The 25,839-nt window shown below is 70.4% G+C and carries 22 protein-coding genes; 7 read left to right on the forward strand and 15 right to left on the reverse strand.

Annotated elements, in window-relative coordinates; all coding sequences use genetic code 11:
* The first annotated feature begins 125 nt into the window (after positions 1 to 125).
* Positions 126 to 992, forward strand: a complete 867-nt coding sequence (locus BWI15_RS12775; protein WP_168197303.1) for a PIG-L deacetylase family protein — start codon at positions 126 to 128, stop codon at positions 990 to 992.
* Here the strand turns inward: BWI15_RS12775 and BWI15_RS12780 are convergent.
* The 4 genes from BWI15_RS12780 to BWI15_RS12800 form a co-directional block, all read right to left on the reverse strand.
* Entirely contained in the window at positions 989 to 2,260 is a 1,272-nt protein-coding gene (locus BWI15_RS12780; protein ID WP_077014878.1) for a glycoside hydrolase family 125 protein, read from the reverse strand. The genes BWI15_RS12775 and BWI15_RS12780 overlap by 4 nt on opposite strands.
* A 72-nt stretch (positions 2,261 to 2,332) precedes the next feature.
* Positions 2,333 to 3,727: an ROK family transcriptional regulator gene (locus BWI15_RS40050; protein ID WP_237771251.1), complete on the reverse strand. Its 1,395-nt coding sequence runs from the start codon at positions 3,725 to 3,727 to the stop codon at positions 2,333 to 2,335.
* Positions 3,728 to 3,752: 25 nt separating this feature from the next.
* Positions 3,753 to 5,321, reverse strand: coding sequence for a hypothetical protein (locus BWI15_RS12795; RefSeq protein ID WP_077014523.1), 1,569 nt, complete (start codon positions 5,319 to 5,321; stop codon positions 3,753 to 3,755).
* A 64-nt stretch (positions 5,322 to 5,385) separates the two neighbouring features.
* A complete protein-coding gene (locus BWI15_RS12800; RefSeq protein ID WP_077014524.1) occupies positions 5,386 to 6,576 on the reverse strand; it encodes a cysteine desulfurase-like protein in 1,191 nt (396 codons plus the stop codon).
* A gap of 204 nt (positions 6,577 to 6,780) precedes the next feature.
* Between BWI15_RS12800 and BWI15_RS12805 the strand changes: the two genes are divergently transcribed.
* Together BWI15_RS12805 and BWI15_RS12810 are read left to right on the forward strand one after the other, a co-directional pair.
* Positions 6,781 to 7,767 (forward strand): DMT family transporter, encoded by a 987-nt coding sequence (locus BWI15_RS12805; protein ID WP_237771252.1) that lies wholly within the window; start codon positions 6,781 to 6,783, stop codon positions 7,765 to 7,767.
* Positions 7,768 to 7,827: 60 nt separating this feature from the next.
* Complete coding sequence (locus BWI15_RS12810; RefSeq protein WP_077014526.1) at positions 7,828 to 8,484, forward strand: hemerythrin domain-containing protein; 657 nt, start codon at positions 7,828 to 7,830, stop codon at positions 8,482 to 8,484.
* A gap of 30 nt (positions 8,485 to 8,514) precedes the next feature.
* Here BWI15_RS12810 and BWI15_RS12815 read toward each other — a convergent pair whose 3' ends face one another.
* The 4 genes from BWI15_RS12815 to def are packed head-to-tail and all read right to left on the reverse strand — an operon-like array spanning position 8,515 to position 12,458.
* Positions 8,515 to 9,510: a DMT family transporter gene (locus tag BWI15_RS12815; RefSeq protein WP_077014527.1), complete on the reverse strand. Its 996-nt coding sequence runs from the start codon at positions 9,508 to 9,510 to the stop codon at positions 8,515 to 8,517.
* A 49-nt stretch (positions 9,511 to 9,559) separates the two neighbouring features.
* Entirely contained in the window at positions 9,560 to 10,987 is a 1,428-nt protein-coding gene (locus tag BWI15_RS12820) for an RsmB/NOP family class I SAM-dependent RNA methyltransferase (protein WP_077014528.1), read from the reverse strand.
* On the reverse strand, positions 10,984 to 11,913 hold the full coding sequence (gene fmt, locus BWI15_RS12825; RefSeq protein ID WP_077014529.1) for a methionyl-tRNA formyltransferase: 930 nt from the start codon (positions 11,911 to 11,913) through the stop codon (positions 10,984 to 10,986). Before fmt ends, BWI15_RS12820 begins: the two co-directional genes overlap by 4 nt.
* Positions 11,910 to 12,458 (reverse strand): peptide deformylase, encoded by a 549-nt coding sequence (gene def / locus BWI15_RS12830; protein WP_077014530.1) that lies wholly within the window; start codon positions 12,456 to 12,458, stop codon positions 11,910 to 11,912. The genes fmt and def overlap by 4 nt, the downstream gene beginning before the upstream one ends.
* Positions 12,459 to 12,677: 219 nt before the next feature.
* Between def and BWI15_RS12835 the strand changes: the two genes are divergently transcribed.
* Both BWI15_RS12835 and BWI15_RS12845 read left to right on the forward strand, forming a co-directional pair.
* Positions 12,678 to 14,216, forward strand: a complete 1,539-nt coding sequence (locus BWI15_RS12835) for a hypothetical protein (protein ID WP_077014531.1) — start codon at positions 12,678 to 12,680, stop codon at positions 14,214 to 14,216.
* A gap of 15 nt (positions 14,217 to 14,231) precedes the next feature.
* Complete coding sequence (locus BWI15_RS12845) at positions 14,232 to 15,452, forward strand: hypothetical protein (protein WP_237771253.1); 1,221 nt, start codon at positions 14,232 to 14,234, stop codon at positions 15,450 to 15,452.
* A 454-nt stretch (positions 15,453 to 15,906) separates the two neighbouring features.
* Here BWI15_RS12845 and BWI15_RS12850 read toward each other — a convergent pair whose 3' ends face one another.
* Together BWI15_RS12850 and BWI15_RS12855 are read right to left on the reverse strand one after the other, a co-directional pair.
* Positions 15,907 to 16,530: an HAD family hydrolase gene (locus BWI15_RS12850; protein WP_077014533.1), complete on the reverse strand. Its 624-nt coding sequence runs from the start codon at positions 16,528 to 16,530 to the stop codon at positions 15,907 to 15,909.
* The gene (locus BWI15_RS12855; protein WP_077014534.1) at positions 16,527 to 17,759 is read right to left on the reverse strand and encodes an MDR family MFS transporter; all 1,233 of its coding nucleotides are present in this window, start codon (positions 17,757 to 17,759) and stop codon (positions 16,527 to 16,529) included. The genes BWI15_RS12850 and BWI15_RS12855 overlap by 4 nt, the downstream gene beginning before the upstream one ends.
* A 95-nt stretch (positions 17,760 to 17,854) precedes the next feature.
* On the opposite strand from BWI15_RS12855, the gene BWI15_RS12860 reads away from it, so the two are divergent.
* Positions 17,855 to 18,922: an ArsR/SmtB family transcription factor gene (locus BWI15_RS12860; RefSeq protein WP_077014535.1), complete on the forward strand. Its 1,068-nt coding sequence runs from the start codon at positions 17,855 to 17,857 to the stop codon at positions 18,920 to 18,922.
* A 188-nt stretch (positions 18,923 to 19,110) separates the two neighbouring features.
* Here BWI15_RS12860 and BWI15_RS12865 read toward each other — a convergent pair whose 3' ends face one another.
* The 3 genes from BWI15_RS12865 to BWI15_RS12875 form a co-directional block, all read right to left on the reverse strand.
* Positions 19,111 to 21,150 (reverse strand): primosomal protein N', encoded by a 2,040-nt coding sequence (locus BWI15_RS12865; RefSeq protein ID WP_083750722.1) that lies wholly within the window; start codon positions 21,148 to 21,150, stop codon positions 19,111 to 19,113.
* Positions 21,151 to 21,256: 106 nt separating this feature from the next.
* Positions 21,257 to 22,450: a methionine adenosyltransferase gene (metK, locus tag BWI15_RS12870; RefSeq protein ID WP_077014536.1), complete on the reverse strand. Its 1,194-nt coding sequence runs from the start codon at positions 22,448 to 22,450 to the stop codon at positions 21,257 to 21,259.
* A 199-nt stretch (positions 22,451 to 22,649) separates the two neighbouring features.
* Positions 22,650 to 22,988, reverse strand: coding sequence for a winged helix-turn-helix transcriptional regulator (locus BWI15_RS12875; protein ID WP_077014537.1), 339 nt, complete (start codon positions 22,986 to 22,988; stop codon positions 22,650 to 22,652).
* An 89-nt stretch (positions 22,989 to 23,077) separates the two neighbouring features.
* Between BWI15_RS12875 and BWI15_RS12880 the strand changes: the two genes are divergently transcribed.
* The gene (locus BWI15_RS12880) at positions 23,078 to 23,638 is read left to right on the forward strand and encodes a carboxymuconolactone decarboxylase family protein (protein ID WP_077014538.1); all 561 of its coding nucleotides are present in this window, start codon (positions 23,078 to 23,080) and stop codon (positions 23,636 to 23,638) included.
* On the opposite strand, the gene BWI15_RS12885 is transcribed toward BWI15_RS12880, so the two are convergent.
* Together BWI15_RS12885 and BWI15_RS12890 are read right to left on the reverse strand one after the other, a co-directional pair.
* Positions 23,616 to 24,758: a winged helix DNA-binding domain-containing protein gene (locus BWI15_RS12885; RefSeq protein ID WP_077014539.1), complete on the reverse strand. Its 1,143-nt coding sequence runs from the start codon at positions 24,756 to 24,758 to the stop codon at positions 23,616 to 23,618. The genes BWI15_RS12880 and BWI15_RS12885 overlap by 23 nt on opposite strands.
* Before the next feature lie 57 nt (positions 24,759 to 24,815).
* Positions 24,816 to 25,823, reverse strand: coding sequence for a 1-aminocyclopropane-1-carboxylate deaminase (locus tag BWI15_RS12890; protein ID WP_077014540.1), 1,008 nt, complete (start codon positions 25,821 to 25,823; stop codon positions 24,816 to 24,818).
* Positions 25,824 to 25,839: the final 16 nt, after the last annotated feature.

Raw genomic sequence — 25,839 nt, forward strand, 5'->3', positions numbered from 1 at the left:
GACCCGCTCGCGTGGGGGTCGGTGGCGTACTGCGTCGATTGCTGGGATCGCTTCACATCGCGCGGTTTCTTTCCGCCGCCATCTGCGGCGCAAGCGCGCCGGCTGACGGACCAGGAGTGGGATCAGTGATCGAGCGGACCGCGTTGGTGGTTCACGCGCATCCGGACGACGAGGTGTTCGCGACGGGGGCGGCGACGATCGCGCTCTCCGACGCGGGGTGGCAGGTCGTCCTGCGGGTCGCGAGTGGTGGTGAGGCCGGTGAGGATCCGGAGCTCGGGGAGGCGGACGCGCGGCGGGTTCGGACCGGGAAGTTGGCGCGGTCGTGTGAGTTGCTGGGGATCTCGGAGTGGGGATGGCTTGGCGAGCCGGGACAGTGGATCGATCGCGGTGGGGACGGGGGGCCGGGGACGGTTGCGGACGCGGAGAGCGCGATCTTGGTCGACGCCGTACGGCGGGCGCTGGTGGACGTGCGGCCGGACGTCGTACTGACTGTCGGGGGCGATGGGCTGACCGGACATCCGGATCATGTCGCGATGGGCGCAGCCGTGCGGGAGGCGGCGCGGGCGGGCCAGGTGGAGGTGCTGGGCGCGCGGCTGCGGGCGGCGGATGTTGCTGCGGGGCGGGCCGAGCTCGGGCGGCTCATCGCGCAGGGTGGAACCCCTGGTCGCCAGAAGCCGAGGATCGGATCTGGCCGGGTGGTTGGTGCGGGCAACGAGATCGCGCTGGTCGAGGTGAGCGGCTCTGGGCTCTCGTCGAAGAGCGGCCGCGGCGAGCGGGATCCAGGACGGCCGATTGCGGAGGACGGAAGCAGAAGCTCGACGGCCGAGACCGAGCAGCGGCGGCGGGCGGCGCTCGACGTCTATCGCGACGGGCTCGGATCTCTGCCGCTACGAGAGGTGGTGAGTGGGCAGGGACGGCTCGGAGATTCGGTACTGCTCCGAGCCGTCCTCGACGTGCGTGGGTGGGACCGGGACTTGTTCGAGCGGGGTTAGAGCCGGCGGCCGGCGTGGGCCAGGGCCAGTTCGCAGAACATCGCGTTGGCCCAGGAGAACCACTCGCGGGTGTACTGGTTGGGGTCGTCGACGTGGAAGCCCTCGTGCATCTGACCGGTGCCGCCGGTGGTGTCGCGCAGCGTCTGGAGGATCTGCGCGCGCTCCTCGGCGGATGTCGCGGTCAGGCCCTGGACGGCGAGCGCGATGTGCCACACGTAGTTCGGCGGGGTGTGCGGGCTGCCGATGCCGGACGCGTGCTTTCCGCTGTAGTAATAGGGATTCTCCGGGCTGAGCAGCAGCTTGCGGGTCGCGAGGTACGTCGGGTCGTCCGGCTCGGCGTACCCGCTCAGCGGAGCCGACAGCAGGCTCGGCATGTTCGCGTCGTCCATCAGCAGGCACTCCCCCGCACCGTCGACCTCGTAGGCGAAGACGCGCCCGAACGTCGGGTGGTCGACCGTGCCGTGCTGCGCGATCCCCTCGTCGATGCCGGCCCGCAGCTCCTTGGCGCGGCCGGCGAGCGCCGGGTCGCCGAGCACCTCCGTCGCGATCACCTCGAGGTAGCCGAGCACCACCGAGGCGAACATGTTGCCGGGCACGTTGAACCCGTGCTCGGTGGCGTCGTCGCTCGGCCGGAAAGCGCTCCACGACATCCCGGTCGGCTTGGTCCAGCGGCCGCGGCCCTCGCGGACCAGCGTGTCGGTGACCGGCTCGCCGTGCCGCTCGAACCGGTACGGCGAACGCTGCTCGTGGTCGAGCTCGACCGTCCACAAGTCGATGATCGCGTTCGCGGCCGTGCGGAACCGCTCGTCGATCACGTCGTCGCGGCCGGTGATCCGCCACAGCTTGTACGCGAGGTCCAGCGGGAAGCACAGTGAGTCGATCTCGTACTTGCGCTCCCACACCCACGGCGACATCTCAGTCAGGTCGGTGGTGTGGCCGGCGCCGTTGGCCTCGCGGTTGAAGGCGTTCGCGTACGGGTCGATCGCGACGTACTCCAACTGCCGGTGCAGGACGCCGATCAGCACGTCCTGCAGACCGGGGTCGTCGGCGCACAGCACCAGGTACGGGCGCAGCTGGGCGGCCGAGTCGCGCAGCCACATCGCCGGGATGTCGCCGGTCAGTACGAACGTCGTACCGTCGGGCAGGCGTTCGGCGACGGCCGGCAGGTTCTGCGCCATCGACTGCTGGAACATCGTCGCGATCACCGGGTCGCCGGTGGCCTGGCGGACCTCCTCGGTGGCGCGGGCCAGCACGTCGGGGTCGATCATCAACACATCACCTTTCAGCGGGACAGGATGTCTCACACCGCAGTATTCACGGCGCTCGACGGGGCGGGATCGTCAGGGAGCGCTCTCCACGGGCCCGAGCAGCAGGACCGACGGGTTGGGCGAGAACGTGTGGTCGAGGACCAGGCTGGCCGCACCCACCGCGCCGACGTCGGCGCCGAGCGCGGTGCCGGCCACGGCGAAGGGGTGCACCGAGCGGACCAGGAAGCGCTCTCCGAGCGTTTCCCGGACATTGTCGGCGAAGAACGGTGCGAGCTTGTCCCAGTGCGGACCGCCGAACACGACGCGCTCCAGGTCGAGCAGGTTCGCGATGTCCTCGACCACCTTGGCGACACGCGCGGCCAGGGCGGTGAGGATCTCGCGAGCCGCGCCTGGTGCGTCGGCGGCCGCGGCGCAGAGCGCGGTGAAGGCGCGGTCGACGGCGTGACGATCCTCGAGGTCGATGCCGTCGGCAATCACTCCGGCCTTGGCCGCTTGCTGGACGAGGTAGCGCGGCTGGCTGGTCTCGCCGACGCAGCCGCGGCGTCCGCAGGCGCACGGCGGGCCGTCCGGGTCGACGATCACGTGACCGATCTCGCCGACGTTGCCGGACGAGCCGCGGACCACCTCGTCGTTGATCACCAGGCCGGCGCCGACGCCGGTGCCGAGGTAGAAGAACACGAAGCTGCCGCGGCCGTTCGGTCCACCGGCCCACTTCTCGGCCGAGGCGGCCGCGGTGACGTCCTTGTCCAGCAGGACGGGAAGCCCGGTGCGGTCGCGCAACGCGTCGCGGAGGGGAACCCGGTGCCAGGCGGTGAGGTTGGGTGGGTCGACGACCGCGCCGCGCTCGACGTCGATCGGTCCGGGGGCGGCGATCCCCACGCCGACCACGCGGGCGCGTGGTGCGCCTGCTTCGGTGATGACCTGCTCGATCATGGCCGAGATTCCGTTGATCAGCGCGTCGGGGTCGTCGGCCCGGGACAGGTCGGCCGTGCGCTTCGGCGCGGGGTCGGCGTTGAGCAGCGCGGGGTCGGTGTCGAGCAGCGCGGGACCGGTGCCCGACGGCGGCGGCGCGGAGTCGGCGTACGTCGCGACGGTTTCGGTGTCGGCTCGGCGGCGGGCGACGATGGCGCCGGTGAGGTCGAGCACGACGACCGTGACGACGGCGGGGTCGAGGTGCACGCCGACGGCGTACTGGCCGGTCGGTTCGAGCTCCAGCAGGGTGCGGGGTTTGCCGAGGCCCGCGTTCTTCTGCCGGCCGGCTTCGCGGACCAGGCCGGCGTCGAGCAGGCGGCGGGTGATGTTGGAGATGGCCTGGCCCGACAGTCCGGTCGCGGCGGCGAGCTCGACCCGGCTCAGCAGCTGGTCGGCGCGGCGGATCGCGTCCAGGACGACGCTGTCGTTGAACCCTCCGACGCGGTCCAAGTTCGTACCGCGCCGGACCACAGCCGGCGGCTGCACCGTGCTCACCACTCCCCCTGTCCTCACGCCGCGGTCACCCGGAGACCGGGTCCGCACCCCACGGCAACGACCAGTCGTACTGGATGGTGCCGGCGCCCGTGCTCCACGTGTTCGGCGTCGTGTTCACCAGCCAGTCCAGCGGCTCGAGCTGGTCGCCGCCATCGAGCGCCAACCGTATACCTTCGGCAAGTTCTCGATCCGCCCGCGCGGTCCGGGCCGCCGGGTCCACGGAAACGAAGAGAGCGCTCCCCGACCGAGCGACGAGATCCAGGAAACGCTGGTTCAGCTCCCACGGGGTCTGTGGAGTACATGGGACGCAGTCGGCGTCGAGCACGAAGAACCGCTGGTGCTGCGGCAGCCGGAAGGCCAGCGAGTTCACGCCCATCTTGCGGGTCCGCCCCCAGTCCCGGCCGGACGTGTCGTCGCCGGTGCGCTGGACATCGACCAGGCCGGCCGCGAGATGCCCGACGGTGTTGCAGCCGATCAGCACGACGTCCTCGGCGGCCGCGCGGATCTCGCGATAGAAGTCGAGCACGATCTCGGCGGTGGTCCGGGTCGGGTCGTGGAACTGCCAGCCCGAGTTCGTCAGCCGCGCCCCCATCGCCGGGCCGAACCGGCCGAACACGTCGTACGTGCTGAAGTCGTGCTTGACCAGCTCGAAGCCCCACGACCGGAACCGCTGGAGGTCGCCGCGGACCAGGTCGAGCACTTCGGGGTACGTCGGGTCGAGCGCGCGGCCAGGTCCCTCGCCGCCGTTGGGATGCGCCCAGGGACCGCTCTCCCGGGACAGCAACGGCCGGAACCACAGGCCCGGCCGGGCGCCGAGCTGCTTGACCGACTCGGCGGTTGCGGCCATGTCGTCGAAGAGTCCCGGAATCCCGCTGTCCCACGGGCCACCGGACGCGTTGCCGCCCGGGTTCCAGCCGTCGTCGACGACGCTGAACGGCTTGACCGGGTGACCGTCGGCCAGCTCGACGATGGTTGCCGCGTCCTGGAGGACCGCCTTTTCGTCGAAGCCTTCGCCGTAGGCGTAGTACCAGTTGTTCGCACCGACGACCGGCCCGATGTCGGTACGCGGCGGAAGGTTGGCGCTCATCGCTTCGGTGGCGGCGTGCAGAGTGGTCCACGGCGTGCCGGCGTCGGCGAACTCGCGGACGACGGCGGCCTGAAGGCGCCGTCCGTTGAGCTGGGTCGGGCCGCCACCGTTGCGGAGGTCGAGCCAGAGGGTGACGCCGGTACGGTCGACGGTCCAGGAGCAGAAGGCCCCGGGATGGACGTCGACGCCCATGCCGGTGGTCGCGCCAGTCTGCTGATCGTGGGCGAGCCAGTACCACGGAAGCAGCCGCTCGGGCTGGAGATGCCGCCACTGCAGATCGCCGTACGAGCGCTCCCAGGCGTCGCCGAGGATCAGGGCGTTGTCCGGGAGAGCGCGATCCCAGCGGAGCGCGACGCGGGAAACGGTGGTCGCCGTGACGGTGATCTCGCCGCTGTCGGACCAGGTGATCTCGGTCCGGAGAGCGCTCCAGCGGTGTCCGTCCCGGGTGGCTGCGGTGAGGGCGTCCGTCGGGCCGGACTGCACGAAGACGTGGCTTGGCTCGTTCACCGGGCCGAATTTACCCCACAGACTTTAGTAAGTCTGCGGGGTAGCCCAAATCGGCCTCGGGACGTCAGGCAACCAAGCGCTCGACGGCTTCGACCAGGCGGTCGACGTCCGACTGGTCGGTGTACGGCGCCAGGCCGGCCCGGGTGGCGCCGGTGTCGCCGAGGCCGAGGTGGCGTGAGGTCTCGATGGCGTAGAACGAGCCGGACGGAGCGTTCACGCCGTACTCGGCGAGCTTGGTCGAGACCGCGACGGGCTCGTGGCCGGCGACGCTGAACAGCAGCGTCGGCGTACGGCGGCGCGCCTTGCCGTGCAGGGTGATCGCATCGATCGCGCCCAGCCGCGACTCCAGCTCCGCCCGGAGCGTGTCCTCATGGATCTCCAGCACCATGAGAGAACTCAGCAACCGCTCTCTGCGGTTCTCGCCCACTCCCCCGAGACCGGCGATGAAGTCGATCGCGGCGGTGGTGCCGGCGAGCAGCTCGTACGGGAGCGTGCCGAGCTCGAAGCGTTCCGGTACGGCGTTGCTGGACGGGAGGAGCTTGTCCGGGTTCAGGGTTTCCAGGAGCGCGGGTGACGCGGACAGGACACCGCAGTGCGGGCCGAAGAACTTGTACGGCGAACAGGCGTAGAAGTCGGCGAACGAGGTGTCGATCGGGGCGTGGGCGGTGAGGTGGACGCCGTCGACGTACAGAAGGGCGTCGGTGGTGCGGACCGCGGCGGTGATCGCTTCGAGATCGGGCCGGGTGCCGAGCAGATTCGAGGCGGCGGTGACAGCGACAAGCTTGGTGCGCTCCGAGAGCAAGGGCGTGATGTCGTCGAGCTCGGTGGTGACGGGGTCGAACTCGAGCCAGCGGACGGTGGCGCCGACGGCTTCGGCCGCCTGGACCCACGGCCGGACATTGGCGTCGTGGTCGAGGCGGGTCACCACGACCTCGTCGCCCGGCCCCCAGCTCTTGGCCAGCGTGCGGGAGAAGTCGTAGGTCAGCTGGGTCATGCTGCGGCCGAAGACGATGCCGTTCGGGTCGGAGCCGAGCAGGTCGGCCATCGCCTGGCGGGCCTCGCCCACGATCTCGTCGGCGCGGCGCTCGGCAGGGGTGAGGCTGCCGCGGTTCGCCAGCGCCGACGTCATCGTGCGGGCGACGGCGTCGGCGACCACCTGGGGTGTCTGGGAACCACCGGGGCCGTCGAAGTGCGCGGCACCTTCGGACAGCGCCGGGAACTGCTTGCGGACCGCATCCACGTCGAAGTCAGGCATGGGGACATCCTTGCTTGCCGTACGGCACGGAAGGAAGGAGCAGGCGAGCTCCGCAGTGGCGCGACCCCGCGTACGCCGGTACGACGTGGAACCCGAACGACAGCGAGCGCCGGGTCGGCCCGGACGTCGAGCGGGTCTTCGGCCGACGTCAACTCCTGCCCAATTTCAGGCAGAAAGCGGACATTGTCGGCGCCGTACTGCAGGATGTCAGGAGTGAGCACCTTGACGACTCCTGACAAGCCGCCGGTCCGGGCGTGGCTTCCGACCATGTTGACGCTGGCCGCGATCTGGGGCTGCAGCTTCCTGTTCATCTCGGTCGGGGTGCGCGAGCTGCATCCGATGTATCTGGCGCTCGGGCGCGTGATCGCCGGCTCCGTTGTCCTGCTGGCGTTCCTGGCGATCAAGCGCGAGTCGCTGCCCAGGGAGCCGCGTTTGTGGGCGCACACGTTCGTCATCGGTGCGATCGGGTCGGCGATCCCCTGGACGCTGTTCGGGTACGGCGAGCAGCGGGTGCCGTCGTTGCTCGCCGGGATCTGGAACGGCATCACCCCGCTGGTCGTGCTGCCGGTCGCTGTCCTGGTGTTCCGCACCGAGAAGTTCACCGCGCAACGGGTGATCGGTCTGCTGATCGGGTTCGCCGGCATGATGGTCGTGCTCGGCGCGTGGAACATCGAGGGCGGCGCCGACCTCACCGGCCAGCTGTTCTGCATGGCCGCCGCCGTCTGCTACGGCCTCGCCGTGCCCTACCAGAAGCGATTCGTGGCCGGCAGCAAGCTGTCCGGGACCGCGCTCTCCGCGAGCTTGTTGCTGTGCGCAACGATCCAGCTCGCGATCGTCGCGCCGATCGTCACCGGCGAGGCGCCGCCGATGCCGTGGACGCTGTCGCCCGAGGTGATCGGCAGCGTGCTCGCGCTCGGCGGTCTGGGCAGCGGGGTCGCGTTCGTGCTGAGCATGCGCAACATCCGGCTGATCGGCGCGAGCATGTCGTCGATGGTGACCTACCTGATGCCGATCTTCGCGATCGTCGTCGGCGTGCTCGTCCTGGACGAGCACCTCACCTGGTACCAGCCGGTCGGCGCGCTCGTCGTGCTCACCGGAGTCGCGGTGTCACAGGGCGTCGTACGGCGTCCGGTGCGGTCGGGAAAGAAGCCGCGCAAGCCTCTGCAACCGACGGTCGCGCCGGTACCGTGAGCTGAAACCGGCGATCCCGGGGAGGGCGGTCGCCGGCTTCAGGGCACAGGGGGCGAGACGATGAGTACTGGCACGAAACCCGACACCCACGCGATGGTCGTGGTGCATCGGGCGTTTCGGCGGGAGTTCGAACGGCTGCCGGACCTGATCGACAGGGTGCGTGAAGGCGACACCAAGCGCGCGGCCGTGCTGGCCGAGCACTTGAGCGACCTGGTCGCGGCCCTGCACCACCATCACCAGGCCGAGGACGACCTGATCTGGCCGTTGCTGCTCGAGCGCGCGACGCTGCAGACCGACCTCGTGCGCCGGATGGAGGCGCAGCACGCGGCGCTCGGTGTCGAGCTCGATCGGATCGAGAGGCTCGCGCCGGTCTGGGGCCGGACCGCGAGCCGGGTCGAGGGTGCCGACCTTGCCGCCACGGTTCGGGACGCGTCCGCGATTCTGCGGCAGCACCTGGCCGAGGAGGAGGACGAGATCCTGCCGGTGATCGCCGAGCACCTGACGGTCGAGGAGTGGGGCGAGGTCGGCGAGCGCGGCGCGAACGGGATCCAGGACAAGCGCAAGCGGTTGCTGTTCCTCGGCGCGATTCTCGAGCAAGCCTCACCCGACGAGCAGCGCGAGTTCCTGAGCGAGCTGCCGCCGCCGGTCCGCGGACTGTGGAAAGTGGTCGGCCGACGCTCGTACTACAACTACACGCGCCGGATCAGGAAGGGCTGACCCGGGGCGCCGGAGAGCGCTCCCCGATGGTCAGGACCGGCGCAGGTTGGGAATCGACGCGACGACCACCGCGACCAGTGCCAGCAAGGTGCCGGCCACGGCCTGGACGGTGACCTCGGTGTCGGTCGCCGGCGCGAAGAGGTCGATGAGCAGGCTGGCGATCAGCTGGCCGGCAATGGTGCCGAGCCCGAGGACGAAGACGCCGACGATGCGGACCACCGCGGCCGCCGAACTGATGAACACCACGCCGCACAGGCCGCCGACGTACAGCCAGGGGTCGCTCGGCAGCGGGCGCGGCGCACCGCGGAAGGCCAGATCGACGAGGAAGACGACGACCAGCGCGCAGGTCCCGACCAGGAAGTTGATCGTGCCGGCGGCCAGAGCGCCGTACGCGTCACCGGACGCCGTGCGCGCGACCCGGCCGTTGATGCCCTGCTGGATCGCCGTGCCGATGCCCGCCACCGCGGGCAGGATCGCGAGCAGCAGCCCGGACGGATGACTCAGCTGGTCCGACACCGCCAGTACGACGGCCAGCAGCGCGACGACCGCGCCGACGACGCGCAGAGTCGTGTACGGCTGCGGACCGGCCGGGCCGAAGCCGAGCCGGTCGACCACGAGGCTGCTGACCGCCTGCCCGCCGACGACCGCGACGGTGAACACGGCGACGCCGATCACCGCGACCGTGATCGACTGCGTCGCGACCAGGAACGCCCCGGCCAGCCCGCCGAGGCACTGCCACCAGCGCAGCGGACCACCGGAACCTTCGGACGGCGTACGGATGGTTCGCCAAACCTGGCCGAGCGCCTCGCGGATCCGCGGCACCAGCGCCGCCGCGGCGAGCAGCACGATCAGGCCGGAGGTGAACGAGATCAGCGCGGCGGTCACCCCGTCGCCGAGCCGATTGCCGAGATCGCCGTTCACTCGCGACTGGACAGCGACGAGCATGCCGATCCCGAAGGACGCGGCGAGCCCGAGGAGCTGGTGCTGCTGAGCGCTGCGGACGGGACGGTTGTCGGTCGTTGTCACCCTTCCATCATGACCGTTCGCCTTCAGACGCCTGACACCGGTCCAGGTCTCAAGACCGCCGGATCAGCGCGAGGTACATCGCGTCGGTGCCGTGCAGGTGCGGCCACAGCTGCACGTCGGGCCCCTCCCCCAGCTCCGGTACGCCGGGGAACAGCGCCCGCGCATCCTCCAGTACGGCGTCCGGCCGGCGCGCCAGCACGGCGTCGACCACCTCGCGCGTCTCCCCCGGATGCGGCGAGCACGTCACGTACGCGACGACGCCGCCCGGCCGGACCGACGTGATCGCCGACGCGAGCAACGCCTCCTGCAGCGGTCGCAGCTCGACGACGTCTTCCGGCGTACGGCGCCAGCGCGCCTCCGGGCGACGCCGCAGCGCGCCCAGACCGCTGCAAGGCACATCGGCCAGGACGCGGTCGTACCAGCCGGCGGGCCAGGTCGGCTTCGTCCCGTCGCCGACCAGCACCTGGTGTTCGCCGGGGATCGCGCGCAGGTTGGACCGGACCAGCTCGGCCCGATGTTTCTGCGGCTCAACCGCCGTCAGCACGGCCTCGCCCTGATTGGCCAGCGCCGCGAGCAGCGCGGACTTACCGCCCGGACCCGCGCACAGGTCGAGCCATTTCGCGTCGCTGCCCTCGAGCGGCGCGGTCGCCAGAGCGGTCGCGACGAGCTGCGACCCCTCGTCCTGAACACCCGCTCGGCCGGTCGCGACGGCCTGGATCCGGCCGGGATCGCCGCCGCCCTGCAAGACCGCCGCGTACGGCGACCAGCGGGCACGGCTCGCGCCGGCTTCGATCAGCTCGTCGATGTCCGACAGACCGGGCCGCGCGACGAGCGTGACCTTCGGCGGGTCGTTGTCCGCGTCGAGCAGGTCCTCGACCGACCACTCCACGGACTCGGCGTGCTCGGCGACGGCCGCCGCGTCGGGCGTCCTCGTCGCGAGCGCCTCGGCGAACGCCTCGATCACCCAGCGGGGATGCGCCTTGGCGATGGCCAGATAGCCGACGTTGTCCTCCTCCGCGGGCGGCGCGACGGTGGCGATCCACTGGTCGAGCGTGCGCTGGCTGATCTTGCGCAGCACCGCGTTGACCAGACCGCTGCGGCTCTGGCCGACCTCCGCGCGCGTCAGCGTGACCATCTCGTTCACCGCGGCGTAGGAGTCGACGCGCATCCGGAGCAGCTGGTGCGCGCCGAGCCGGAGCAGGTCGAGCAGCTCCGGGTCGAGATCGGCCAGCGGGCGGGAAACGCTGCGGGTCAGGAACGCGTCGTACGTGCCCTGCCAGCGCAGCGTGCCGTGCACGAGCTCGGTGCAGAACGCGGCGTCGCGACCGCTGAGGCGCTGGTCGCGCAGTGCCTTGTTGAGCGTGAGGTTGGCGTAGCCGTCCTCGCCGTTCACCTGCCGGATCACCCGGTACGCGATCTGGCGAACCTTGTCGGGACGCCGTTGCGGGGCGCGGTTGCGCGGCGTACGGTCGCTCACTCGGCACCCAACTGGTCGTCGTCGGTGAGGCGAACCCCCCGGGCCCAGTCGGCGCCGGGCATCGGCTTCTTGCCCTGCGGCTGGACGGTGACCAGCTCGATCGCCTTGCTGCCGGTGCCGACCGTCACCGAGGACTTCGTACTGCGGATCGCGCCCGGTGGCAGTTCCTCGTCGGTCAGCGCGGTCGCGAGCACCTTCAGCCGCTCGCCGCGGAACGTCGTCCAGGCGCCGGGCGACGGGTTGCAGCCGCGAACCAGGCGGTCGACCTGCCGGGCCGGGTGCTTCAGGTTGATCTCCGCGTCCTCGACCGTGAGCTTCGGCGCGATCGAGACGCCGTCGGCGGGCTGTTCGACCGCTTGCAGTACGCCGGCTTCGATGCCGTCGAGCGTGTCGACCAGGAGCTTGGCACCGGACTTCGCGAGCCGGTTGAGCAGGTCGCCCGCGGTGTCCTGCGGGCCGATCGGCTCGGTCAGGACGCCGTACACGGGACCCGCGTCGAGCGCCTTGACGATCCGGAACGTGCTCGCGCCGGTCACGTCGTCGCCGGCGATGATCGAGTGCTGGACCGGCGCCGCGCCACGCCAGGCCGGCAGGACGGAGAAGTGCAGGTTGATCCAGCCGTGCGGCGGGATGTCGAGCGCGGCCTGCGGCAGCAACCCGCCGTACGCGACGACCGGGCAGCAGTCGGGGGCGATCTCCTTCAGGCGGGCCAGGAAGTCGGGGTCGCTGGGCTTGACCGGCTTGAGGATCTCGACGCCGCCGAGCTGTTCGGCGTACTGGGCGACCGGGGAGGCGACCAGCTTGCGGCCGCGGCCGGCCGGGGCGTCCGGCCGGGTGACGACGGCAACGAGTTCATGGCCGCTGGCAACGATGGCTTCGAGCGCGGTGACCGACACCTCGGGGGTGCCGGCGAAAACGAGTCTCACAGGCCGAATCCGTTCATCGCGTGCGGGGAGACCTTGATCTGCGGCGGGCCGGACAGGCCCGACCACTCGGCCTCGCGGATCGCCTTCATCGCGGCCTTGCGGGTCTCGCGGTCCAGCCGGTCGACGAACAGCACGCCGTCCAGGTGGTCGGTCTCGTGCTGGATGCAGCGGGCCAGCAGGTCGTCGCCCTCGATCACCACCGGGTCGCCGTACATGTTGAAGCCGCGGGCAACCACGCGCTCGGCGCGGCGGCAGTCGAAGGTCAGGCCGGGGATCGACAGGCAGCCCTCGGGACCGAACTGCTCCTCGGCCGACAGCGTGAGCTCCGGGTTCACCAGGTGCCCCAGCTCGCCGTCGACGTGGTACGTGAAGACCCGCAAGCCGACGCCGATCTGCGGCGCGGCCAGGCCGGAGCCGGGCGCGGCCTGCATGGTGTCGGTGAGGTCCGCGACCAGGCGGCGCAGCTCGGCGTCGAAGTCGACGACCGGGTCGGCCTTGGTCAGCAGCACGGGATCGCCGAACAGACGGATGGGTTGGACCGACACACAGACTCCTTCGCAGCAGGACCTGACAAGTCTAGTGGCGGGCGTACGGCGGGCTGCGGCGCGTGGGGTGATACGGCGGCTCGGGGCGCTGGGGTGCGGCGGTTCGATATCACACGGATGTAATTCGCGGGGCCCACTCCCAGTTGTTGCCGTGAGCACGTAGTGTTGCCTCAGGCGTACCTACAGTCACACAAACCACACGCCCAACGGGAGTAGACGATGCGCACAGCGACACGGGGGGCTGCCGCACTGATCAGCTTGGGGGTCCTGCTGTCGCAGGCTCCGCTGGCTCGGGCCTACGAGTTCGACCCGGCGTACCGCGCCGCGGACGCGAAGCCGCTGCGGGCGCCGGCGGTGGTCGGGCCCTCGGCGCCGGCCGCTGAGCCTGCCGAACCGTCCGAGGCTTCCGAGCCCGCTGAACCTTCTGAGCCGGTGGACGCGCCGACGGCCGCTCCGGTGGCCGACGACGGCGCGGCGGCCGAGCCGCCGGTCGCGCGGAGCTGGAGCGAACTGGTGAAGCAGGTGACGCAGACGTCGCCGAACAACCTGAAGCTACGGGCGACCGCGGCGGAGCAGTCCAAGCAGGTGATGCGGTGCTTCACGCTGGAGACGGAGAACTACTGCCTCGGGCTCGGGTTCGTGGACAAGGTTCCGACCGGGGCGCAGATCAGTTCGACGGTGGTCGAGCCGGACGTCGCGCGGGACGACCTGCGAGCCGGTGTGTCGGCCGAGCAGGACATCGCGACGGGTGCGTTGAGCCCGGCGGCGTTCGTGGCCGAGCGGGCGTCGATGTCGAAGGCCGAGCGGACGAACGCCGAACTGGAGGAGATGCAGACGGCGTGGGACGGGCGGGACAAGGCGCGCGCGCTGCGGCTGCTGGACGCGGAGGGGAATCCGCCGGCGGGCGAGTCTGCTGCGCCGGACGCTGAGACGGCGGGTCGGGCGGACTCGGCCGCGCCGGGTGGGTCGGACTCGGCTGCGACGGACGGCTCGGACTCGGCTGCGCCGGGTGAATCCGACTCCGCCGCGCCGGGCGGGTCGGCGACGACCGCGCCGACTTCCCAGGCCGGGCGGACCGACGTACCGGTGCCTGGTGCGGGTGAGACGGTCGCGCCGAGCGCCGGGCACACCGTGGCGCCGAAGCCCGGGGACCCGTCGACCAAGCCGTCGCCGCCGCCGTTGAAGCCGCCGGTGGTGGTCAAGCCGAAGCCGGTCTCGAACTACATCATGAAGGGCTACCAGACCTCGCAGGAGCGCGGGTACTGGTGCGGCCCGGCGACGTTCCAGTCGATCGACTGGGCCGACGACAAGCAGAAGGACACCCAGGCGTCCTGGGCCAAGGACCTCGGCGTGACCACGTCGGGAACCGCGATCTCGGCGATGGTCAAGCAGACCAACCTGAAGACCAACTGGGACCTTGCCGCCGGCACCTACATCGTGCAGAACGTGAGCCACTGGACGCCGGCGAAGTTCCTCCAGGTGCACCAGAACCACCTCGGCGACGGCGCTCCGGCACCGGTGATCGAGCACGTCCAGCTGCTGAAGCGGTACTTCCCGTACCTGGCCTTCAACCACAGCGGCCACTACCAGGTCGGTCGCGGCTACAACAAGAAGGCCGGCACGATCGGCATCTTCGAGGTGTTCAACGAGCGCCGGTTCAACAGCCGGGGCAACGACACCGACGGCCCGCGCAACATCCCCGCCACCGCGATGTTCAACGCGACGCTGGCGAACCAGTTCAAGAACATCGGTCTGTAGGAGATGCGCGACCGCATGCCTGATCGTCACGGCAGCTCCCGCGGCCGGGGTCGTCACCTGCTGATCCCGGTCGCCGCGGTCGCGCTGCTGGCGGCCGGCTGCTCGGGATCGAACTCGGGATCGCCGGAGAGCGCTCCCTCGGTTTCTCCGACGCCCTCCGGTACGCCGGGCAGCACGCCACCCCGGCCGGGCGGTACGCCGAGCCAGCCGCCCGAGAGCACTCCGACGGTGAGCCCCGGGACGCCGTCGGGCAAGCCGGTCTGGACGAAGATCCTGCGCCAGCCTGTCGACGGCCAACACATCGTCACGCAGCAACGCAAGTACCTGGTCACCCGCGGCAGTGACGAGGCCGGCACCACCACCGTGACCGACCGGGCGAGCCGCAAGGTCGTCGTACGGCATGCGCCGCCGACTGGGTTCGTCGCGCAGTCTCCGGTCGTGATCGACGACCGGTGGGCGCTGATCGAGGAGATCCGCTCGGACGGTCCCAACCCGCAGATCCGTGCGTACCGGTATGACCTGAGCACTGGCGCGAGAACGGATCTGGCCACGCAGAGAGCGCTCCCCCGGATCTCGGAGCCGGAGATCGGCGCGTACGACGGGACGTTCGCGTACAGCAGCACCGACGCCAAGAAGCGGTCGTGCCTGGTGATCGCCGCGCTGGACACGTTGGCGGCGCGCACTGTGATGTGCGTGCCGGATCCGGGGTACATCGCCGATCCGGTGGTGTCGGCGGATTCGGTCACGTTCAGCACGATCACGGCGCCGCAGAGTCCGCAACGCTGCAAGCGTCTGTTCACCGCGCCGCTCGCCGGTGGGTCTGCGCGGCCGATCGCAGCCGGCCGGAACTGCATCCAGTGGAGCGGTGCGACGTTGCGTGGGGCAACTATTTGGTCGGAGATCGGTGCGGACGATCCTGACCAGTACCAGAGCCGCGCCTATCTGCGGGAGTCTCCTGGTGCTGCTGCCCGGTCGCTCGGCACGATCGTCACGGACACGATCGTCGCCTGTGGCAACTGGATCCACTGGGAGGTCCGGGCCATGCGCAACGGGGTGGAGACCTACCAGCTCCAGCGGTGGCAACCTGGTCTCGCGCGGCCGCAGGTCATCTACTCCACTCCCCCGGACACGGCGATCACGGCGCCGACCTGCCAGAACAACACCATCTTTGTCGAGGCTGCCCATTTGGGTGGAGGCACGAAGTACACCGAGGCGCTTGCTACTGGCACTGCCTAATAACAGCTTGGCGACTATGCGGCCGGCGACGTCGTCTGTGGCTAGTGCCGCAGCGGCCGGAGGGTGCTAGGCGGGCCGATGCGTGAGGTGTGGGGCCGGAGAGCCCCCTGGGAGCCCCGGCCCGGAGGTGTGCCGGTCTGGGCTCCCGCGGGAGCCCCGGTTTCGGAGCTCTGCCGGTCTGCGCTCCAGCGGGAGCCCCAGTTCCGGAGCTCTGCCGGTCTGGGCTCCACCGGGACCCAGGTTCCGGGGTTGTACCCGGCTCCGCCCCAGCCCCGCTCCCAAGTCCTACCGATCTCGCTCCAGCGGCTGCCCTCAGTCACTACTTGTACGGGTCAGGGCTCTGGCGGGACCGCCGGTCTCGGAGGTGTGCCGGTCAGCGCTCCAGCGGGACCCCGTTTCCGGAGTCGGGTGGGCCAGGGCTCCAGCGGGAGCCCTGGTTCCGGAGTTGTGCCGGTCAGGGCTTGAGTGGGAGGCCTCGGTCGCGGAGGTGGGTGCGGAGGTCGGCTGCTGAGGTGAAGAGTTCGGCGTCCAGGCCTGCGGCGCGGGCGCCGTCGACGTTGCGTTGGACGTCGTCGGTGAAGAACGTGCGCGCGGGGTCGAGGGCGAAGCGGTCGACGAGTAGGCGGTAGATCTTCTCGTCGGGTTTCACCACCTGCTCGTGACCGGAGACGATCTCGCCGGTGAAGGTGTCGAGGATCGGGAAGGTTTCCTTCGCGATCTCCCACTTCTCGCCGGAGAAGTTGGTCAGCGCGTACGTCGGGACGCCCTGCGCCTGGAGCTCGGCGAGCACCTCGACGGTGTCGGTGAACAGACCCTTCACCATCTTCACCCAGCCGGTGTCGTACGCCGCGATCCACTCCGCGTGCTCCGGGTGCAGCGCGGTCAGCTCCTCGACGGCTTCGGCCCACGGGCGGCCGGCGTCCTGCCGCATGTTCCAGTCGGGGGTGGTGACCGCCGTCAGGAAGTGCCGGCGCTGCTGCTCGTCGGGGATCAGTTCGGCGTACAGGTAGTCCGGGTTCCAGTCCAGCAGGACCCCACCGATGTCGAACACGACCACGTCGACCTTCTGCTCACTCATGCCTCCACCCTACGAAAGTCCGGATCACGCTCCGCCGCCGCACCGGCGCGTGCGTGCAGAGCGGGAGAGAGCGCGATCTGGCCGAGGAACAGGATGACGCCGAGTGCGGCGCAGGCCAGCCAGGTGGTGGTGCTGCCGAAGTGCTCCAGGGCGTTGGTCCCCGCCAGCGGACCGATCACCGAACCGAGTCCGAACGACATGCTGCCGGCCAGGCCCATGTACCCGCCGCGGAGATCGACCGGGGCGAGGTCGGCGAACACCGCGCCGATCACCGCGGCGAAGCCGATCTCGCCGATCGTCCAGACCACGACGGACAGGCCGTAGCCCCACCAGCTGTCGACGAGCGCGCCCACGCCGAAGCCGAGCCCCACGATCAGCATCGAGCCGGCCAGCAGTTTCGGGCGGTCCAAAGCGGCCAGCCGCCGATTGACGAACGGCTGGACGACGACGATCACCACGCCGTTCAGAGCGATCACCAGCCCGTACGTCGAACTGGGCAGGCCGTCGCCCGCCATCGCCAGCGGCAGCGTCGAGTAGCCCTGGAAGTAGATCGTCGCGTAGCCGATCTGCAGCAGGATCATCAGCAGGAACGTACCGTCGCGCAGCACCACCGGGAGCAACGCCCGGCGCGGACCGTCGTCGAGCACCGGCCGGGTCTCGGGGACCATCCGCCAGATCACCAGCGCCGCGACGACCGACGTACTGGCGTTGATCCAGAACAGCAGGTTGTAGCCGATGCTCGCCAGGACGCCGGCGCTGACGGTGGAGACCGAGAAGCCGAGGTTGATCGCCCAGAACAGCAGCCCGTACGCGCGAACGCGCTCTCTGGGCTGGAGCAGATCGGCGACCGTCGCCTGGACCGCCGGGCGGAACAGGTCGCCCATCAGGCCGACGACGAACGCGGCGACGGCGATCGTCTCCAGCGAGCGGGCAGAGCCGAGCAGGATCAGGGCGGCCGCCGTACCGAGGAAGCCGATCAGCATCGTGCGGCGGCGGCCGATGCGGTCCGAGAGCCAGCCGCCGACGAGTTGCGAGACGACCGAGCCGGCGCCGACCGCGGCCGCTACGGCGCCCGCGGTGCCGACGGACAGGTGGCGCTCCTGGGTCAGGTACAGCACGAGGAAGGGCTGGACGAAGCTGCCGAGGCGGTTGACCAACTGGCAGACCCAGAGCGCCCAGAACGAGCGGGGCAGCGGAGAGCGCTCCCTGGGAGCACCGATCGATGTCATGTGTCCCAGGCTGGGGTGGGTCGGCGGGTGGTGTCGATCATTAGTTTCTGGACTAATCGTCGCCATGGTCGGCGAGGGTCATTAGAGTTGCGGGGGTGATCAGCATTTCGCTCAACACCGACGACGTGAGCCGGATCCGGTTCGCGTTCTCGCCGGTGTGGGAGACGGTCACCAGCGTCCGGGCCCTGAGCAACAATTCGCTGGGGAGCGTGCACGGGCCGTGGCTGCGGAAGGTTCGCCCGCTGCTCGGAGAGCACGAGAGCGAGGACGGCGACCGGCGCGGCGAACTCCGGATGGCCCGCGAACAAGCAGACGACGAGTTCGCGGAAGCGCTGCGGTTGCTGCGGGCACTGATCCCGGCGATCGGCTACATCCCGGACTTCATCACCCCGGCGCCGCCGCGGCGCTCGACCAGCTTCGAAGCGGGGCTGGCGGCGATCGAGGCGACGCCGTACGAGCTGGTGGTGGACGAGCTCGGGAAGTTGCACCACGACACTCCCGATCCGTTGCTACCAGGACTCATCGCGGATCCGGGCGCCGCGCTGACGCGGATCACCGCGGCGCTGCGCACGTACTGGCAGCGGGCGGTGGAGCCCGACTGGCGGCGAATGCGGGCCTTGCTGCAGGACGATCTCGTGTTCCGGCTCGACGAGCTGGCCACGGGTGGCTTCGAGCGGCTGTTCCGGAATCTGCATCCGTCCGTGCGGCTCAACGGGAACCGGATCGAGATCGAGCGGCCGTTCGTGTGCTGCGACGGGGTACCGAAGGGCGGGCAGGGGGTGCTGCTGGTGCCGTGCGTGTTCACCTGGCCCAGAACGTTGATGGTGACCGCGGCGCCGCACGTGCCGACGATCACCTATCCCCCGCGCGGGCTGGGGCGGTTGTGGGAGAGCCAGCAGGACACGGAGGGTTCGCCGCTGGCGGACCTGGTCGGGCGGACGCGGGCCGCGATCGTGAGCCACCTGGACCTGCCCATGTCGACGACGCATCTCGCGCACGCGCTGGACGTCTCGGCACCCACGCTGAGCGTCCATCTCGGCATCCTGCGCAACGCGGGTGTGGTCGACTCGCGCCGCGACGGTCGGACGGTGCTCTACTACCGCACGTCGCTCGGCAACCAACTCCTCGCCGCGGGCAGCAGCCAACTCTCCGAAACGGCCTGAGTACGGCGGCGTAGTCGTCATGAGCATCGCGGTCGTCCCGTACGACGGCGGTGGAACGTCGGCGGCTCGACCAGACCCGCACCGCCGACTTCGCGCCCGATCAGCCGAAGCTGGCCGCGTCGAGCTGGACTGCTTCGCGCGCGAGCAACTGAAGCTCGCCGGGTCGACCTGGACTGCTTCGCGCGCGATCAGCCGAAGCTCGCCGGGTCGACCTGGACCCGGAGCGGACCGGGGAGCTTCTTCGTGCCGCGAGCCGACGACGCTTCCTTGAGCGCCCGGGCGAGGCCGGAACCGTAGGCCCTCGGCGTACGGACCACCGCGCGTACGGTTTCGTCGTCGACGTCGACCGGGCCGAGAACCTCCAGGCCGGCTGCCGCGTCCACCAGATCGCGGACTCGCGCGACCATGTCCGCGACCGCGTCCGAGGACCCGACGAGCTCGGCCAGTTTCGCGGCCGGGGCCAGGCGGGCGGCTCGGCGTTCCTCCAGCTCGCGGGTCGCGTAACCCTCGGGGCTCCAGCGGACGACGGCCTGCAGCGGCATCGCCGACGGTTCGCCGACCAGAATCACCTTGCCGCCCTCGCGGGCCGGACGCACCATTGCCGCCGCGTTGAACCAGCGCCGGACCGCCTCCTCTGGCGCGCGCAAGTCCTGCCGGGCGAGCAGCAGCCAGGTGTCGAGCAGCAGCGCGGCCGCGTACCCGCCGTCGGCGATCGGCTCGGCTCCTGGTGTCGTGACGATCAACGCCGGCGTCCCGGGGATCTCGTCGAGCATGCTGTCGCCGCCCGACGTACGGACGAGAACGCCTGGGAACGCTCTCCCGAGTTCCTCCGCCGTTCGGCGGGCGCCGACGACGGCCGCGCGCATCCTCGTGTCGCCGCACTCCGGGCAGCGGTGATCGGTCGCGGGCCGGCCGCACACGCTGCAGCTCGGCGGCCCGGCCGAGCCGGTACGCCGCAGTGAACCGCCGCACGTCGTACACCGCGACGGCGTACGGCACGTCTGACAGACCAGGCTCGGCAGATACCCGGCGCGCGGCACCTGGACCAGCACCGGACCGGTCTTCAACCCGTCGCGCGCGATCTCGAACGCCTGGTGCGGCAACCGTGCCGCTCGCGCGGCCGGGTCGCGCGCGAGATCGCGATCCGACTCCCCCGCGATGTGTACGGCAGGAGCGGCGGCGCGCGTGACCGACCGATCGGCGATGAGCTCGGCGGCCCAGCCGGACTCGAGCAACGCGGCGGTCTCGGCGGAGCGCGCGAACCCGCCGAGCAGCGCGGCGCACTGCTGGCGATGGGCACGCAGCAGCAGGACCTCGCGGGCGTGCGGGTAGGGCGCGCGCGGCTCGGCGTAGGAGTCGTCGCCGTCGTCCCACAGCGCGACCAGGCCGAGGTCGGCGACCGGCGCGAACGCCGCCGCGCGCGTGCCGATCACGACGCGCGTGCAACCGCGCAGCGCGGAGAGGAACGCGCGATATCTGGCGGTGGGACCGAGGTCGGCCGAGAGAGTCACGAAGTTGTCGGGCCCGAGGACTGTCGCACAGGCCTTGGCGAGTCGCTCCAGATCGCGGGCGTCGGGGGCGAGCAGCAGAGCGCCACGGCCGGTCGACGCGCAGACCGCGGCGGCTTGGGCGAAGGCGAGGGCCCAGTCGGCACCCGGTACGGCGGTCCAGATCGCGCGAGGTGCTTCGGTACGGCGTACTGCGTCGAGGAAGTTTTCGGCCTGCGGGTACGGCGACCACTCGGACCGGGACGTCGACTCGACCGGCCGGATCGGCTGGCCGCAGCGCAGGGTCTCGGCCTCGACCTTCGCCAGGCGCGGTGGGACGGCGAGGCGGGTCACGTCGGCGAAGACGCCCGCGTACCGGTCGGCGACGGCGCGGCACAGGTCGGCGACCTCGGGCGTGAGCACCTGCTCGGGCGAGACCACCTTGCGCAGGCGCGCGAGCTTGCCGTCGTGCTCGGACGACGCGAGCCGGTCGAGCACGAACCCGTCGAGGTCCTTGCCGGCGAAGCGCACCTTCACCCTGGTCCCGGGCTGCGCCGCCTCGGCGAGGTCGTCGGGCACGAGGTAGTCGAACGGGCGGTCCAGATGCGGCAGCGACACGTCGACCGCGACCCGGGCGACGGGCAGCACGTCGGTGATCCCGGCCGGCTCCTTGGTCCGCGAGCGCCGGACGGTCTCGCGCAGCAAGGTCAGCTGCTCAGGACTCTCCCCGTTCGGTGCCACTCGGGAACTCTAGTCCGATCGCCGGACAACCCGCCGCAGGCCTGTGGACAACACGACGACGAACGCCCGCACCCCTGGCCTGGGGTGCGGGCGTTCGTCGTACGGCTTACTTCGCGACAGCGGCCTTCAGTGCGTCGACGCGGTCGGTGCGCTCCCAGGTGAAGTCGTCGCCGGTGCGGCCGAAGTGGCCGTTGGCGGCGGTCTGGGTGTAGATCGGGCGGAGCAGGTCCAGGTCGCGGATGATCGCGGCCGGGCGCAGGTCGAAGACCTCGAGCACCGCGGCGGTGATCTGGTCGACCGGCACGGTCTCGGTGCCGAAGGTGTCGACGTAGAAGCCGACCGGGGCCGCCTTGCCGATCGCGTACGCGACCTGGCACTCGGCGCGGGCCGCGAGGCCGGCGGCGACGATGTTCTTCGCCACCCAGCGCATCGCGTACGCCGCGGAGCGGTCGACCTTGGACGGGTCCTTGCCGGAGAACGCGCCGCCACCGTGGCGGGCCATGCCGCCGTAGGTGTCGATGATGATCTTGCGGCCGGTCAGACCGGCGTCGCCCATCGGGCCACCGATCTCGAAGCGGCCGGTCGGGTTCACCAGCAGCTTGTAGTCGGTCGAGTCGATCTCGAACTGCTCGAGGATCGGGTCGACGACGTGCTTCTTCACGTCCGGGGTCAGCATCGAGTCGAGGCTGATGTCGGCGGCGTGCTGGCTGGAGACCACGACGGTGTCGATCCGGACGGCCTTGTCACCGTCGTACTCGACCGTGACCTGGGTCTTGCCGTCGGGACGCAGGTAGGCCATCGTGCCGTCCTTGCGGACCTCGGACAGCCGCTCGGACAGCCGGTGCGCGATCGTGATCGGCAGCGGCATGAGCTCCGGGGTCTCGTTCGACGCGTAGCCGAACATCAGGCCCTGGTCGCCGGCGCCCTGCAGGTCCAGCTCGTCGGAGGAGTCGTCGGCGCGCTTCTCGTAGGCGGTGTTGACGCCCTGCGCGATGTCGGGCGACTGGCTGCCGATCGCGACCTGCACGCCGCAGGACGCGCCGTCGAAGCCCTTCAGCGACGAGTCGTAACCGATCTCGAGGATCCGGTTGCGGACGATCCCGGGGATGTCCACGTACGCCGACGTGGTGACCTCGCCGGCCACGACCACCAGTCCGGTCGTGATCAGGGTCTCCACCGCGACGCGGCTCTTCGGGTCCTCGGCCAGGAGGGCGTCGAGGATGGAGTCGCTGATCTGGTCAGCGATCTTGTCCGGGTGACCTTCCGTCACCGACTCGGACGTGAAAAGGCGCCGTGCCACGGTTCTCCCTCAGGTTTGCTGGTGTCCACACGGCGAGGCCGTCGCCCCGCCCCACACGCACCGCCTCGGGCGATGCACCTCGGCAGTATGCCAGCACTTCGGGCCGGGTGCCGTGCCGGACACCTGTTTCGTCCGCTTGATGGGACTGCCGTCTTGCATCGTGGGCACGCCTGCGCTTGCGAGCGTGTTTCCGGCCTGCTCATCGACTGGTTTCGGCAGCCCAACGCTCGGACCAGGCGAGCAAGGGCTTGAGTGAGCGGGACAGATCGCGGCCGATCGCGGTCAACTGGTGCGCCTTCGACTCGTCCTGCCACAGCAGCCCGGCGTCCCGCAGTTCGGCCAGCCGCGCACTCAGGACCGTCGGCGACACGTCGTCGCACCGCTCCTGCAGTGCGCGGAAGCCGACCGGTCCGTCCCGCAATTCCCAGAGCACGCGTAGCGCCCAGCGCCGGCCGAGCAGGTCGAACGCCGCCATGATCGGCCGCCCGGTCCGCGATCCGCGCACCGGCCGCCCAGGCACGGGAGTACCAGTCGCCATCGTCGACCTCCTTCACCCACTTCGGTCTTGCGCTATCGAATCAGTAGCAGCATAGTGCTACGTATTCCATAGCGCTCCCAGGAGGTGGGATGTCAGCGCGGGTGCCACCGGTCGAACCGCCTTATCCGGAACGGATCCAGAACCTGCTCGGCAAGCTGATGCCGGCCGATGCGCCGTACGAGCCGTTGCTGTTGTTCCGCGTACTGGCCCTTCATCCGGAGTTGGCGGAGCGGATGCGGCCGATGGCCTCCGGCCTGCTGAACAAAGGGCTGCTGTCCGCACGCGACCGGGAGCTCGCGATCAGCCGGATCACGGCGCGGGCCGGCGCCGAGTACGAGTGGGGTGTGCACGTCGTCGTGTTCGGGCCGGCGGTCGGACTGGATCGAGAGGTCTTCGATGCCGTTGCCGCCAGGGACGTCTGGCCCGATCCGGTGCTTCTGACAGCGGTGGACGAGCTGCACGACGAGGCCACCTGGAGTGCGGCCACGTGGTCGGCCTTGCGGGACCGGTACGACGACGCGCAGGTGATCGAACTGCTGCTCCTGGTCGGCTGGTATCGAACCTTGTCGACGGTGATCAACGCGCTCGAGATCCCGCTGGAGAGCTGGGGAGCGCGCTCTACGGCGTTCAGGCGTGCGGGCCGACGGTGATCTTGTCGATGGTGAGAGTGGGCCGGGCACCGAGGATGGCGCCGAGGCGTTCGGCCTCGTCGTCGAGGGCGCGGAGCTGGGCGGGCTTCAGCCGGCGGAGCGGCTCGACGGTGAGCTGAAGTTTGCGGCCCGACAGGCGTTGGTGCCACACCCCCGCGACGACTCCGTCCACCAAGAGGACCGGGTAGTTGCCGGCCTGGCCGCCGGCGAGTGCGCGGGTCGAGGCCTCGCCGGGAAAGACCAGCTCGCGCGGATGGCTCCCGACGGCGTACGCGTCGAAGTACGGAAGCAGCCGTACGCCGCGGACCGGTTCGTCCGGGAAGTCGGTGTCGCCCTCGGCGAGCCACGCGGGCCCGCCGTCCAGTTCCACCTGCTCGAGGCCGTTCTGCTGGAAGAGCTTCGTGATGAAAGCGGGCGACGTACTGAGCCACTTCGCGAACTGCTGCGGGGTGGCCGGACCGTAGGAGTGGAGATAGCGCCGCAGAAGTTCGGAGAGCGCTTCCTCGCCGTTCTGGGGCTCGAAGGGCGGAGCGAAGCGATGCGGGTTCGCGTACGTCGTCTTGCGGCCGCGGTTCGGGCCGTAGCAGAGCACGCCGGCGGACGCGGCCAACGGGATCGCCTGACGCCAGCGCGGCCAGTAGCCCTGGAACGCGGGCATCACCGGTTCGCCGGCCCACGCACCGGTCCGGGCAACGACCTCGTCGGTCAGCTCGTCGGCAGTGAGATCCGTGTCGGAGAGCGCTCCCCCGATGGCCTCGACGACCTCGGCCGTCTGCTCCGCCGTCATCCGCATCTCCGGCGTCGCCAGTGCTCCCGAGCGCGGCAACGCGGAGAGCGCTCCCGTCCACAGCGGCAGGTCCTCGGTCGGCAGCAGATGCACGGTCCCGCGCGGGCCGAAGGTCTTCACCAGGGAGCGCTCTTCCCACAGCGCCCGTTGGACCTCGGCCCGCGTCGCCTTCGCCAACCGCAGCGCCACCGACACCTCGCCGGCCGACAGCACCTGCGCATGAGCCCCACACATCGCCCGTACGACGTCCGCCGCGCTGGTCGCCGTACTGGCGTGCAGGTGGTGCCGTCGCATCCGTCGCGCGACCACGGCCGGCCAGGACAGTGAGTTCATGACCGTCAGGCTAGAAGCAGCAGCGGTCAGCTTCTGGCCTTTGCTACTTCGGGCCTGTCACTGGAACAGGCCGCTGTACGCGTTGAGCGCGGGCTGACCACCGAGGTGCGCGTAGAGCACGTTCGAGTCCTTCGGGATGTCGCCACTGCGGACCAGGTCGATCAGTCCGGCCATCGACTTCCCCTCGTAGACCGGATCGATGATCATCGCCTCCAGCCGTCCACTCAGCCGGATCGCGTCCATCGTGGACTCCACCGGAATCCCGTATTCGTCGCCGGCCCACCCTTCCAGCACGGTGATCTCGTCGTCCCGCAACTCCCGGCCGAGTCCGATCAGCTCGGCGGTCGCGTGCGCGATCTTCGCCACCTGGGCCCGGGTCTCCGCGAGCTTGGCCGAAGCGTCGATGCCGAGCACCCGACGCGGCCGGCCCTGGCCCGCGAAGCCGGCGATCATGCCCGCCTGGGTGCTGCCGGTCACGCTGCACACCACGATCGTGTCGAAGAAGACCCCGAGCTCGTCCTCCTGCCGCCGGACTTCGTCGGCCCAGTTGGCGAAGCCGAGTCCGCCGAGTGGATGGTCGGAAGCACCCGCCGGGATCGCGTACGGCGTACCGCCTGATGCGCGCACGTCGTCGAGCGCCTGCTGCCAGCTCTCCTTGAATCCGATCCCGAACCCGGCCCGGACCAGCCGCACGTCGGCGCCCATGATCCGCGACAGCAGGATGTTGCCGACCTTGTCGTTCACCGGATCCGGCCAGTCGACCCAACTCTCCTGCACCAGCACGGCCCTCAGCCCCGCCTTCGCAGCCGCGGCAGCGACCTGACGCGTGTGGTTCGACTGCACTCCCCCGATGCTGACGAGCGTGTCCGCGCCCTGCGCCAGCGCGTCCGGCAGCAGGTACTCCAGCTTCCGCGTCTTGTTGCCCCCGAACGCCAGGCCGCTGTTCACGTCCTCCCGCTTCGCCCAGATCCGCGCGCCCCCGAGGTGCGCGGACAACCGGTCGAGCGGATGCACGGGACTCGGCCCGAACAGCAGCGGATACCGCTCGAAATCACCGATGGGCATGCACGACTCCAAACCT

Origin of the sequence: Kribbella sp. ALI-6-A, from assembly GCF_001984195.1 — a bacterium.
Classification (GTDB): domain Bacteria; phylum Actinomycetota; class Actinomycetes; order Propionibacteriales; family Kribbellaceae; genus Kribbella.

Coding starts and splice junctions, on each gene's coding strand:
- BWI15_RS12890 (WP_077014540.1), bottom strand. CDS start 25,823: ATGCCCATCGGTGATTTCGAGCGGTATCCGCTGCTGTTCGGGCCGAGT.
- BWI15_RS12780 (WP_077014878.1), bottom strand. CDS start 2,260: ATGATCGACCCCGACGTGCTGGCCCGCGCCACCGAGGAGGTCCGCCAG.
- BWI15_RS12875 (WP_077014537.1), bottom strand. CDS start 22,988: ATGGCGACTGGTACTCCCGTGCCTGGGCGGCCGGTGCGCGGATCGCGG.
- BWI15_RS12855 (WP_077014534.1), bottom strand. CDS start 17,759: ATGACATCGATCGGTGCTCCCAGGGAGCGCTCTCCGCTGCCCCGCTCG.
- BWI15_RS12880 (WP_077014538.1), top strand. CDS start 23,078: ATGTCAGCGCGGGTGCCACCGGTCGAACCGCCTTATCCGGAACGGATC.
- BWI15_RS12805 (WP_237771252.1), top strand. CDS start 6,781: ATGTCAGGAGTGAGCACCTTGACGACTCCTGACAAGCCGCCGGTCCGG.
- BWI15_RS12850 (WP_077014533.1), bottom strand. CDS start 16,530: ATGAGTGAGCAGAAGGTCGACGTGGTCGTGTTCGACATCGGTGGGGTC.
- BWI15_RS12885 (WP_077014539.1), bottom strand. CDS start 24,758: ATGAACTCACTGTCCTGGCCGGCCGTGGTCGCGCGACGGATGCGACGG.
- BWI15_RS12845 (WP_237771253.1), top strand. CDS start 14,232: ATGCCTGATCGTCACGGCAGCTCCCGCGGCCGGGGTCGTCACCTGCTG.
- BWI15_RS12810 (WP_077014526.1), top strand. CDS start 7,828: ATGAGTACTGGCACGAAACCCGACACCCACGCGATGGTCGTGGTGCAT.
- BWI15_RS12835 (WP_077014531.1), top strand. CDS start 12,678: ATGCGCACAGCGACACGGGGGGCTGCCGCACTGATCAGCTTGGGGGTC.
- BWI15_RS12800 (WP_077014524.1), bottom strand. CDS start 6,576: ATGCCTGACTTCGACGTGGATGCGGTCCGCAAGCAGTTCCCGGCGCTG.